Source organism: Agrobacterium sp. O3.4, from assembly GCF_041414895.1.
In the GTDB taxonomy this organism is placed as follows: Bacteria; Pseudomonadota; Alphaproteobacteria; order Rhizobiales; family Rhizobiaceae; genus Agrobacterium; species Agrobacterium cucumeris.
Genome location: NZ_JALPZP010000001.1, coordinates 1,509,625 through 1,521,446, shown reverse-complemented (window position 1 = coordinate 1,521,446; position 11,822 = coordinate 1,509,625). Strand labels below are relative to the sequence as shown.

General features: G+C 60.0%; 12 protein-coding genes. 5 read left to right on the top strand and 7 right to left on the bottom strand.

What is annotated here, in order from left to right; genetic code table 11:
- Positions 1-126: 126 nt before the first annotated feature.
- From purF to alr, 6 genes are all read right to left on the bottom strand, one after another.
- A complete protein-coding gene (gene purF / locus M0412_RS07350) occupies positions 127-1,635 on the bottom strand; it encodes an amidophosphoribosyltransferase (protein WP_003502024.1) in 1,509 nt (502 codons plus the stop codon).
- A gap of 138 nt (positions 1,636-1,773) precedes the next feature.
- Positions 1,774-2,361, bottom strand: coding sequence for a CvpA family protein (locus M0412_RS07345; RefSeq protein WP_046798795.1), 588 nt, complete (start codon positions 2,359-2,361; stop codon positions 1,774-1,776).
- Between the two features lie 89 nt (positions 2,362-2,450).
- Entirely contained in the window at positions 2,451-3,857 is a 1,407-nt protein-coding gene (gene radA, locus M0412_RS07340) for a DNA repair protein RadA (RefSeq protein WP_269698338.1), read from the bottom strand.
- Between the two features lie 6 nt (positions 3,858-3,863).
- The gene (locus M0412_RS07335) at positions 3,864-4,154 is read right to left on the bottom strand and encodes a type II toxin-antitoxin system RelE/ParE family toxin (RefSeq protein WP_142839482.1); all 291 of its coding nucleotides are present in this window, start codon (positions 4,152-4,154) and stop codon (positions 3,864-3,866) included.
- Between the two features lie 16 nt (positions 4,155-4,170).
- Positions 4,171-4,440, bottom strand: coding sequence for a type II toxin-antitoxin system ParD family antitoxin (locus tag M0412_RS07330; protein WP_142839483.1), 270 nt, complete (start codon positions 4,438-4,440; stop codon positions 4,171-4,173).
- A gap of 65 nt (positions 4,441-4,505) precedes the next feature.
- On the bottom strand, positions 4,506-5,681 hold the full coding sequence (alr, locus tag M0412_RS07325) for an alanine racemase (protein ID WP_269698335.1): 1,176 nt from the start codon (positions 5,679-5,681) through the stop codon (positions 4,506-4,508).
- 86 nt (positions 5,682-5,767) lie between these two features.
- Here alr and M0412_RS07320 point away from each other — a divergent pair, with 86 nt between their 5' ends.
- The 3 genes from M0412_RS07320 (at position 5,768) to M0412_RS07310 (ending at position 7,721) form a co-directional block, all read left to right on the top strand.
- Entirely contained in the window at positions 5,768-6,625 is an 858-nt protein-coding gene (locus tag M0412_RS07320; RefSeq protein ID WP_161991166.1) for an AraC family transcriptional regulator, read from the top strand.
- A gap of 92 nt (positions 6,626-6,717) precedes the next feature.
- A complete protein-coding gene (locus M0412_RS07315) occupies positions 6,718-7,422 on the top strand; it encodes an AzlC family ABC transporter permease (protein ID WP_269698332.1) in 705 nt (234 codons plus the stop codon).
- A complete protein-coding gene (locus M0412_RS07310; RefSeq protein ID WP_269698330.1) occupies positions 7,419-7,721 on the top strand; it encodes an AzlD family protein in 303 nt (100 codons plus the stop codon). Before M0412_RS07315 ends, M0412_RS07310 begins: the two co-directional genes overlap by 4 nt.
- A gap of 102 nt (positions 7,722-7,823) precedes the next feature.
- Here M0412_RS07310 and M0412_RS07305 read toward each other — a convergent pair whose 3' ends face one another.
- Positions 7,824-9,311: a replicative DNA helicase gene (locus M0412_RS07305; RefSeq protein ID WP_046798803.1), complete on the bottom strand. Its 1,488-nt coding sequence runs from the start codon at positions 9,309-9,311 to the stop codon at positions 7,824-7,826.
- Positions 9,312-9,624: 313 nt separating this feature from the next.
- Between M0412_RS07305 and M0412_RS07300 the strand changes: the two genes are divergently transcribed.
- Both M0412_RS07300 and M0412_RS07295 read left to right on the top strand, forming a co-directional pair.
- Positions 9,625-10,080 carry a MarR family winged helix-turn-helix transcriptional regulator gene (locus M0412_RS07300; RefSeq protein ID WP_046798804.1) on the top strand — a complete coding sequence of 152 codons (456 nt, stop codon included), beginning with the start codon at positions 9,625-9,627 and terminating at the stop codon, positions 10,078-10,080.
- Positions 10,077-11,822: an MFS transporter gene (locus M0412_RS07295; protein WP_269698327.1), complete on the top strand. Its 1,746-nt coding sequence runs from the start codon at positions 10,077-10,079 to the stop codon at positions 11,820-11,822. The genes M0412_RS07300 and M0412_RS07295 overlap by 4 nt, the downstream gene beginning before the upstream one ends.

The window sequence follows — 11,822 nt, the reverse complement described above, 5'->3', positions numbered from 1 at the left end:
GCGCCTCCTTTTACGAAGCCACAGCGGCCGGCTGCAAGCGATTAAATCGTCGCATGGGACGGCCTGAACAAAAGGCAAGAAAAAAGCGGCCCCCGGAAGCCGGCGGCCGCTTGTTCATTCGGGCTATCAGCCGTTGCTGGCCAGCATGGAAATCTTGCTGCCCATCGCCTCGCCGTTCTGGTCGAGAAGGCGGGTCGGATAGTCGCCGGTAAAATAATGATCCGTGAACTGCGGCCGCGCATGGTTGCGGTTCTCGCCGCCGACGGCGCGGTAAAGCCCGTCGATCGACAGGAAAGCCAGCGAATCGGCACCGATGAACTTCGCCATCGCCTCGACATCGGCATATTGGTTGGCGAGCAGCTTGTCGGCGTCAGGTGTGTCGATGCCGTAGAAATCCGGATGGAAAATCATTGGGCTCGCAACGCGGATATGAACTTCCTTGGCGCCGGCTTCGCGGATCATCTGAACGATCTTGACCGAAGTGGTGCCGCGCACGATGGAATCATCCACCAGCACCACGCGCTTGCCTTCGATCATCGCCCGGTTGGCGGAATGCTTGAGCTTGACGCCGAAAGCACGGATCTGCTGCGTCGGCTCGATGAAGGTGCGGCCGACGTAGTGGTTGCGGATGATGCCGTATTCGAAGGGAATGCCGCTTTCCTGCGCAAAACCGAGTGCTGCCGGCGTGCCGCCATCGGGAACCGGGACAACGACGTCGGCTTCCAGCGGCGCTTCCTTGGCAAGGTTCATGCCCATGTTCTTGCGCGTCGTATAGACGTTGCGGCCGCCGACGACGGAATCGGGGCGGGCGAAATAGACATATTCGAACAGGCAGAGACGCTCCGGCTGCGGCTTAGAGGGCTTGCGCGCATCGATGGTGATCGAACCATCGGGCTGGATTTCGCAGATGATGACTTCACCGTTTTCAACGTCGCGCACGAATTTCGCGCCGATGATATCGAGGGCGCAGGTTTCGGAGCAGAAGATCGGCTTACCGTCCAACTCGCCCATGACCAGCGGGCGGATGCCGATCGGGTCACGCGCGGCGATCAGCTTAGTGCGCGTCATCGCCAGCATCGAATAACCGCCTTCCATCTGCCTGATAGCATCGATGAAACGATCAGCGGTGGAGGAGTGGCGCGAGCGGGCGATGAGGTGGAGAACGACTTCGGTATCCGATGTCGACTGGCAGATTGCGCCGGTGGCGATGATCTGGCGGCGCAGCGTCAGGCCGTTGGTGAAGTTGCCGTTATGGGCAATGGAAATACCGCCTTCTTCCAGCTCGGCAAACAGCGGCTGCACGTTGCGCATCGCCACTTCGCCGGTCGTGGAATAACGGGTGTGGCCAATGGCGATGGAGCCGGGCAGGCGGGCAAGCGTTGCGGGATCGGTATAATGATCTCCGACGAGGCCCATATGGCGTTCCTGATGGAAACGCTTGCCGTCGAAGGAGACGATACCAGCCGCTTCCTGGCCGCGATGCTGAAGCGCATGCAGGCCGAGCGCGGTCAGCGCCGAGGCGTCGGCATGGCCGAGAATGCCGAAAACGCCGCATTCTTCATGCAGCGTATCGCCGTCGATCTCTTCCTTGAAAGTGGCCCCAGGGAACGGGGAATGCGAAAGCGGCTCAATCATCCGGCTTGCCCTTGCTCTCTACCGAGAAAAAAGAAAGACCTCTCCGGTGAGCGTGTCTCCCGGTTGGCCTGTCTGTGTCGTGCTTGATATTTAGCACAAATAGCGCGCCTTGCATGCATTGCAAGGCGCACCCTCGTGTCAATTATTCGTTGCTGGCGGATTTGTTGCCGGCACATCTTCCGCAGGGGCCTGCGCGGCCGTCGGTTCCTGCGGTTTTCCAAGGATACGGGCGCGAATCTGCGGCTCGATATCGTCAGGCAGAACCGCTTCCAGCTTGCCCACCAGCCCATCGAGGAAGGGCTTGGACTTGGCCTGCGTTACCCATTCCGGCTGCGTCTTCACATCCACCAGCCAGTTCCAGAAGGCGACCGCGACGACCAAAAGCAGAATGCCGCGCGCCGCGCCGAACAGGAAACCGAGCGTGCGATCCAGCGCGCCGATGCGGCTGTCGATGATGAAATCGGCAATGCGCGAGGTGATGAAGGAGATGACGATCAGCGAGACGAGGAAGACCACGCCAGCCGAACCGGCAATGGCGATCTTGTCGTCATCGGTATAGTTGCGCGCATAGGGCAGCAGAACCGGATAGAGATAATAGGCGGCGGCGACCGAACCGGCCCAGCTCGCGATCGACAGAATCTCACGGGAAAAGCCGCGCACCATCGCAAGAACGGCGGAGAAAAGAACAACGGCGATGACGATGCCGTCGAAAATTGTAATGGGCATATACCAACTCCGGAGGTGCGACGCCTTGTCAGACGCTGCCTTGCCAATTTTGCGATCCTCTTACACCACTGTTTCCCTTGGCGAAAGGATCAATATTCGTCGTCCTCAACCTGTTTGAACCGGTTGCCGGAGCCGGCGATGCGCGTCACGAGGTCCGGAAGGCTTTCAATTTCCGTCCAGCGACCCTTGCCCGCTTTCGGCAATTCAGCTGAACCAGACGGCAGAAGTGCGGCGGAAAAACCAAGTTTTTCAGCTTCTTTCAATCGCTGCACGGTGTGCGCCACCGGACGTACCGCACCCGACAGGCTGATTTCGCCGAAATAGACGCAATCGGCGGGCAGGGCAAGACCGGCAAGCGAGGAAACCAGCGCCGAGGCAATCGCCATATCCGCCGCCGGTTCGGAAATGCGGTATCCGCCGGCCACGTTCAAATAAACGTCATGCTGGCCGAGCTTCACGCCGCAATGGGCCTCCAGCACGGCAAGGATCATGGCAAGTCGCGAACTGTCCCAGCCGACCACGGCGCGGCGCGGCGTGCCAAGCGAGGTGGCTGCGACCAGCGCCTGCACTTCGACGAGCACGGGGCGGGTGCCTTCGATGCCGGCAAAAACCGCTGCACCGGGCGATTTTTCGTTGCGCTCGCCCAGAAACAGTTCGGAGGGATTGGAGACTTCCCTGAGGCCGCGATCCGACATTTCAAAAACGCCGATTTCATCCGTCGGTCCGAAGCGGTTCTTGACGGTGCGCAAAATACGGTAGTGGTGGCCGCGGTCACCCTCGAAATAGAGCACGGCGTCGACCATGTGCTCGACCACGCGCGGACCGGCGATCTGGCCTTCCTTGGTCACATGGCCGACGAGCACCATGGTCGCGCCCGTCTGCTTGGCAAACCGGATCATCGCCTGCACGCCGGTGCGCACCTGCGTCACTGTGCCGGGGGCAGAATCGGCCGTGTCGCTCCAAAGCGTCTGGATGGAATCGATGATGATGAGATCGGGCCGTTTGCCCTCGGAAACCGTCGCTAGAATATCCTCGACATTGGTTTCAGCAGCCAGCAGTACATCGGTTTCCGCCGCCTCCAGACGCTGGGCGCGCAGGCGCACCTGCGCCACCGCCTCTTCGCCCGAGACATAGATGACGCGGTGACCGCGCCGCGACAGGGCCGCCGCCGCCTGCATCAGCAGCGTTGATTTGCCGATACCAGGATCGCCGCCGATCAGGACCGCCGAACCGCGCACGAAACCGCCGCCGGTCGCCCGGTCCAGTTCGCTGATGCCGGTCGGAATGCGCGGCGCTTCCTCGATCTCGCCGGAAAGCGAGGTCAGCGTGACAGGCCTGCCCTTCTTCGGCACCTTGCCCGGCCCGGAGCCGATGCCGCCCATCGGATCCTCTTCGACGATGGTATTCCACTCGCCGCAGCCTTCGCATTTTCCCGCCCAGCGGGTGTGAACCGTGCCGCAGTTCTGGCACACGAATTGGGTCTTGGCTTTGGCCATCTTATGTCAGTTTTCTTCTTGTTTGAAATCTTTGGCGGAAATGTCCTGATGGCCATGCAGCACGCGCAGAACGGTAAGCTCATTCTCGTCGACACGAAAGAAAATGACGCGCTCACGATAAGCGATGCTGCGAAGCCCGGCTCCATATCCGCTTCTTGAGACACCGGATAAGCCCAGTGCCGCTATCGATTCGATTTTATTGAAGATATCGAGGACGAGGCGATCGGCAGCAAGGGGATTTTCAGTCTCGATATAGGCGTGGTCTTCGGCAAGGTCGCGCCTTGCGCGCGTGGTCAAGGTTGGAGTCCGGATTTTAATGGCCGGTCCCCGTTTTTAGCTGCGCGGAAACTCTTTTGATATCGCTCAGAAACTCGTCCTGTGAGGCATAACGGTGAACCCGGCCCGCCTCGGCGTCGTCGATGCCCTCCTGGATCAGCAACTGAAGCGCGGCTCTTTTACCTTCCTCACTGCTTAGCAATTGCAGGCTCGCATGAATGACGGCGTCCGCGTCGCTGTAGACACCCGCCGCCACCTGCTCCTCGATGAACTTCTCGTCCTGCTCGCTCAAATGGATTTCGGGCATTTCGATCTCCTTTTGTTCTCTTGTAGCACAGGTCACGTCGGCTTTCCAAGAGCCAAAGGCAGCTCTCAGTCGTCGGCCATCAGATATTGCCGTTCGTAGCGCAGGCCAAGCCCTGTCAGCATCTCGTAGCCGATGGTGCCGGCCGCCCGTGCGGTCTCGTCGACGGGCACGTTCGGGCCGAAAAGCTCGATATAGTCGCCGCTGCGAATGGCATTAACAGGCACATCCGTGACGTCGAAAATGGTGAGGTCCATGGTCACGCGGCCAGCAACGGGCACTTTATGGCCGTTAACCACACCGTAGGCGCCGCCATGGCCCATTTCGCGCAGCGGAATGCCGGAGCCGGACAGCGAACGCTGATACCCATCCGCATAACCGACGGAAGCAATGGCAAGCCGGCTTGCGCGCTTGAGCAGGAAGGAACCGCCATAGCTGACGGTCTGGCCTTCACCCGCCTCGCGTATCTGGATGATCCGCGCCTCGGCCTTCGCCACAGGCCGCATCGGGTTGGCCACATCGTTGACCGCTTCGCCGCCATAAAGGGCGATGCCGGGGCGGGTGAGGTCGAAATGATAATCTGAGCCGAGGAAAATGCCGGCGGATGCCGAAAGGCTTGATTCGATACCTTCGAAAGCAGCGCTAACCTTCCGGAATGATTCGAGCTGAACCCTGTTCATCGGCGAGGATGGTGTGTCGGCGCAGGCGAGATGCGACAGAACCAGAACCGGGTCGAAACTCGCCGGTCGCGTCACGTCGTCGGCAAGAAACAGCGCGTCGTCGAGCGGTAGTCCGAGGCGATTGAAACCGGTGTCCACATGCAGCGCGCAGGGGTGGTCGCCCCGCTCGGCCACCGTCGCCATCCAGAAGGACAGCTGTTCCTCGGAGGCCAGCACCGGTACCAGATCATTGTCGAAGACCTGCTGTTCCTGGCCCTGCCAGATGCCTGACAGAACGAAGATGCGCGCTTCCGGGGCGTAGGAGCGCAACGTCGCGCCCTCGGCCACCGTCGCCACGAAGAAATCCCGCGCACCGGCATGATAGAGCGTCGCGCCGCAATCCTCGATACCGAGACCATAGGCATCGGCCTTGACGACAGCTGCTGTCCGCGCTTTGCCGGACCGCTTCTTCATGTCCCGCCAATTGTCGGCCAGTGCGCCGAGATCGACAGTCAGCCTCAGCGGCGCGTGTTCGAATGCGTCGGTTTCGTTTTCAGCAAATGTATCTTCGAAGTCGTCTGTCATGCCATGCGTCCGGTTGATTTTGGAACCGGCCAGACCCTAGCACTTTTGTTCAAGACGGTAAGGATCGAATGCTTTAAACTCGGCTCATGCACAATGTTTCGCAGGAACAGGCCATAGATGTCATGCCGATTGCCGCGGCGGAAACGACGCGTTTCTGGCGTGACCGGCGTTTCGGCGGCATGGAATGTCTGAGTGCGACGTTTCTCACCCATGAATATTCGCCGCACGCGCATGACACTTTCTCGATCGGCGCGATCGAAAGCGGCTCGCAGATTTCCACCATTCAGGGCACCACCGAACAGACGGGGCCGGGGCATCTTTATCTCATCAACCCGGATGAGATTCACGATGGTGCGCCGGGCGGCGGCGGTTATCGTTATCGGATGATCTATCCCGACAGCTTGCTGCTGCGTGACGTCATCGAGGATGTCACGGGCAGGGCTTTTCATGGTACACCGTCTTTCCCAAGGTTTCTGCCGCGCGACCCGCAGATGGCCGCAGCCTTCCAGATGGCGCACCGGCGGCTGGAGGCGAAATCCGGAGCGCTGGAGGCGGATGAGGGCATGTTTTCGGTTCTTGCAGCTCTCTTCGGCAGGCACGGCAGCGCCATTATCCTTCCCGTCGAAACCCGCGAAAAAACGGCGGTCTATACCGCCCGCGACTATCTTGCCGATAATTACGAAACTGATATCGGTCTTGAGGAGCTGGCATCCATCGCCGGTCTCAGCCGCGCCCACCTCATCCGGGCTTTCCGCAAGGAGTTTCACATTACCCCGCATGCCTATCTGACGGATGTGCGCATCCGGCAGGCGCGTCGCCTTTTGCGCGCCGGTGAGATGCCGGCCGAGGTGGCGGCACTGTGCGGTTTTGCCGATCAGGCGCATTTCACCCGGCATTTCAAAGCGCGCACCGGCGTCACGCCGGGGCAATTCCGGACGGCTTGATCCGCTGCCCTGTTTTCCTGCCCGATGTCACTTTCATTCAAGACCGGATGACTTTCCAGGCGTAATCGCAGTCTTCTGAAAGGGAGGATGGGATGTCCGCATCGGAAAAACGTGCCGAATTTACCGCGGGGTTGAGGGCCGCTGCCCCGCTGCTGGTCGCCATGGTGCCGATTGGCGTCGTGTTCGGCGCGGTCGCCATCGCCAAGGGCCTGTCGCCGCTCGAAGCGTCGCTGATGTCGCTGCTGGTCTTTGCCGGCGGCTCGCAATTCGTCGCCATGGATCTCTGGACCCATCCGGCAAGCTGGAGCGCACTCGGTTTTGCCGCGTTGCTGGTCAATCTGCGCCATGTGCTGATGAGCGCTTCGATCGCCGGCAAGCTGGATGATTTTACCGGCTGGCGAAAATATGCGGCCATGCTGGTGCTGACGGATGAATCCTGGGCGCTGTCGGAGTTTCGGGCGATGACTGCAAATTTGACCGCGGCCTTTTTTATCGGCGCGGCGCTGCCGATCTATCTGCTCTGGAACTTTAGCACACTTGCAGGCGCGCTGCTTGGCGCGGTCATGGGTGACATGTCGATCCTCGGTCTGGATTTCGCTTTCCCGGCCGTCTTCATCGTGCTGCTCATGGGCTTCTGGAAGGGCAGGGAGACAGGCTTCGTGTTGCTGGCAAGCGCAGCTGCTGCCTGTCTCACCCATGCGCTGGTTCCGGGCGCCTGGTATATTGCAGCCGGTGCCCTGGCGGGGCTTGCCGTCGCCGCCTTCAGTCACGAAGAACAGGCGGAGCAGCCGGCATGACGCTTGATGCAAATACCCTGCTGACGATCCTTGCCATGATGGCGGCAACAGTCGCCACCCGGCTAGGCGGCCTGCTGCTGGTCAGTCATTTCACCCTGACGCCGCGCCTGAAGAAGGCGCTCGGTGTGGTGCCGCCCGCCGTTCTGATGGCCGTTGTCACACCGACAGCACTTGCGAGCGGGCTGGCAGAAACCATCGCCTGCGCGGTAACCGCGATTGCGGCGCTGCGTCTCAGCCTGCTGCCGGCAGCCATGCTCGGCGTCGTCACCGTGGCGCTGCTGCGCGGAATCGGATTGTAAGAAAACCCTGCCAAGGCCCTGAAAAGACTCCATCCGTTCCCATATTGACATGGGGGAGGTTGTGAGGGCGAAAACCGTTTCGCCCTCACCATCCGGTTCGGATCAATGCTCTTCGTACTGGCTGAAGGACGGGTCGGCCAGATCGGCAAAGCGGGTGAATTCGGACTGGAAGGCGAGCTTCACCGTGCCGGTCGGTCCGTGACGCTGCTTGGCGATGATGACATCCGCCGTGCCCTTCACCCGGTCGAAATGGTTTTCCCATTCGGCATATTTTGGGTCGGCCGGGTCGCGTGGTTCCATGTTCTTGACGTAATATTCCTCACGGAACACGAACAGCACCACGTCGGCGTCCTGCTCGATGGAGCCGGATTCACGCAGGTCGGAAAGCTGCGGGCGCTTGTCTTCACGGCTTTCCACCGCACGGGAGAGCTGTGACAGCGCGATGATGGGAACGTTGAGTTCCTTGCCAAGTGCCTTGAGGCCCGTGGTGATCTGGGTGATTTCCTGCACGCGGTTTTCGCCGCCCTTGCCGCCGCCGGTCATCAGCTGAATATAGTCGACGACAAGGACATCGAGGCCGCGCTGGCGTTTCAGGCGGCGCGCACGGGCGGAAAGCTGGGCGATGGAGATACCACCGGTCTGGTCGATGTAAAGCGGCACCTTCTGCATCATCTGGGAGCAGGCGACGAGCTTTTCGAAATCCGCCTCGGTGATGTCACCACGACGAATTTTCGAGGATGACACTTCCGTCTGCTCGGAAATGATACGGGTTGCCAGCTGTTCGGACGACATTTCGAGCGAATAAAAGCCGACGACGCCGCCGTTTTTCGCCTTGAACGAGCCATCAGGCTGCACTTCCTGATCGTAGGAGGCGGCAATGTTATAGGCGATGTTCGTGGCAAGCGAGGTCTTGCCCATACCCGGACGACCCGCAAGCACGATAAGGTCGGAGCGCTGCAGGCCGCCCATGCGGGCATCGAGCGAGTGAATGCCGGTGGAAATGCCGGAGAGATTGCCGTCACGCTCGAAAGCGGCGCCGGCCATATCGATCGCCAGCGCCACCGCATCGTTGAATGACTGGAAGCCGCCGTCGTAACGCCCGGTTTCCGCCAGCTCGAACAGGCGGCGCTCGGTGTCTTCGATCTGCGCCTGCGGCGGCATGTCCAGCGGCGCGTCAAAGGCGATGTTGACGACATCCTCGCCGATCTGGATCAGCGCGCGGCGCAAGGCCAGATCGTAGATCGCCCGGCCGTAATCCTCGGCATTGATGATCGACACGGCTTCTGCGGCCAGGCGCGCAAGATATTGCGCCACCGTCAGGTCGCCGATCTTGTCGTCGGCGGGCAGGAAGGTCTTGATCGTCACCGGATTGGCGGTCTTGCCCATGCGGATTATATCGCCCGCCACCTCGAAAATCTTGCGATGCAGGGCTTCGTAAAGATGCACGGGCTTCAGGAAATCCGACACACGGTAATAGGCGTCGTTATTGACGAGGATAGCGCCGAGCAGTGCCTGTTCGGCCTCGATATTGTTCGGGGCTTCGCGGTAATGGGGTTCCGCGGGGGTGATCTTTCTCACAGCGTCGTTCATGGTTTGCGCGATCTCCCTTATGCCTTTGTCCGTAAACGTTGGGTTTGGCTTCCTGGGGCATGGCAGTCAATGATATTGTTGCAACACTATACGGCAGGCTGACGTCCGCTCTGTAAAGCTGGATCACATCTTCAGTTGTCCCCAGCAATCCACAGGCGGGTGGGGACAAGGTGCCCGGAATTTCCCGGCAACGTGATTCGCTGCCATGAGTTTACCGCATGGCAGACCCGGCAGGAAAGAAACTTGAAAATCGTCAGGCTTGCGAATAAATAGGCAGTAAATAAGTAGTGTGCTAATTATAAGGCTTGCTGACATGTCCCGCGAGACCGACAAGGAACAGCTTCTCGATGAGGTTTCTGCTTTTACCCGCAAACTGCGCGCGTTTTTTGATGCGCGGGTAGGGGAAAGCGGCCTGACGCTGGCGCGTGCGCGTGCGCTTTTTGCCCTATCGCGGCGTGGGCCGCTGACGCAAACCGAGCTTGCCGAGGAAATGGAAATCGAAACTCCGACGCTGGTGCGGGTTCTCGATGGCATGGAAAAACAGAACCTCATCGAACGTCGCTCCGACGAAAACGACCGCCGCGCCAAGCGCATCCACATGACGGAAGAGGGTGAGAAGACCTCCGGCACGGTGCAGGCGGTGGCAAAGACGCTTCGCTCGGAAATCACCGCCGATATTTCCTCTGAGGATCTGGCCATGGCGCTGGATGTGATGCGCCGTCTTTCGGCCAATCTGCAAAACCTTGCGGCCGGGAGGGTGCAATCGTGAGCACCGTGTTGCCGCAGACCACGGATGAGACTACCTCTGAAAAGGATGTGGCTGTTGCTAGGCCAGAGGAAACTGTTGCTGCCTCCCAAACAGTGAGCGATGCCGATGGTGGCGAGACCGCGCCGGAACCTGCTGTTCCCGCCGCACCGCAGCCGGTTGAGCGGCCGGTTTGGCTGCGGCTGTGTTTCATCTTTGCGGGCCTGTCGTTCTTCATAACCCAGGGTCTGGGCATGAACCTCGTCATGGCCAATATCTACCAGTTACAGGGCGAATTTTCCGCCACGGTGGCTGAGGTGGCATGGCTTTCCGCTGCCTATATGGCGCCCTATGCCACCTTCTCCATCGCGCTCTTCAAGATCAGGGCGCAATATGGCCTGCGGCCCTTTGCCGAACTCTCGATCATCGCCTTCGTGGTTGCCTCCTGTCTCAACCTCTTCGTGACGGACCTGCATTCGGCTACCGTGATCCGCTTTGTCAGCGGCATGGCCGCCGCGCCGATCTCGTCACTCGGATTTCTTTATATTCTCGAGGCCTTTCCGCCGGCGCGAAAATTCTCGCTCGGTTTCAGCATCGCATTGACCGGCACGTTGCTGTCGGCACCCATCGCACGCATCGTTTCGCCCTCCCTGCTGGAAATCGGCGGCTGGAATGCGCTCTATTCCATGGAAGTGGGTTTTGCGCTGATCTCCTTCGCCATGATCTATGTGCTGAAAGTCACGCCGCCGCCGCGCGCCAAAGTCATCGAGCGCGTGGATATTCTGAGCTATCTGCTGTTTGCCGGCGGTCTCGGCTGTCTGGCGGTCATGCTGACACTCGGCCGGTTCTACTGGTGGTTCGAAACATGGTGGCTGGGCGTGCTTCTGGCGACGTCGATTGCGCTTCTGACGCTCATGGCCTTCATCGAATTGCCGCGCAAGAACCCGCTGCTTGACCTGCGCTGGATTTTCTCGAAAACCAACCTGCATATCATCGCTGTCCTGCTCGTTTACCGCGCGGTTTCCTCCGAGCAATCCTCGACGGCAGTCGGCTTTTACCAGCAGCTTGGCCTGCTGAACGAACAGACGACAACGCTTTATGCACTGGTGCTGCTGGCGACTGTGCTTGGCGGCGCGGCCTGCGCCTTTCTGATGCTGACGAAATATGTCGATACGGCCCACGTGATCGCGCTGACGCTGATTGCGGCCGGCTCGTTCATGGACAGCCAGTCCACCAATCTGACGCGGCCGGGTGAAATGTATCTCAGCCAGATGATGATCGCCTTCGGTGCCGCCATGTTCCTGCCGCCCGTCATGTCCAAGGGTTTTGCCGCAGCGCTTGCTAGAGGCGCTCCATATCTGGTGAATTTCATCGCCATATTTCTGTTCACTCAGATCACGGGTTCGATGCTGATGACCGGGCTGCTCGGCAGTTTCGTGACGCTGCGCGAAAAATTCCATTCCAATGTTCTGGTGGAAAATATCCTGCTTACCAACCCCATGGTCGCCCAGCGCGTCTCCCAGCTTTCCGGTGCTTACAGCCATGTCATCACCGATCCGGCGCTGCTGAAGGCGGAGGGGCTGTCGCTTCTGGGACAGCAGGTCAGCAGGGAGGCCTATGTGCTCGCCTATAATGACACGTTCCTGCTGATATCAGTTGTTTCGGCGCTGGCACTGGCCGCGCTTTTGCTCCACCTTGCCTGGATGCGCATCCGTCCATTCCTTCTCCGGGATAATGTCGATGCCGCACCGGCACCACAGTCTTGA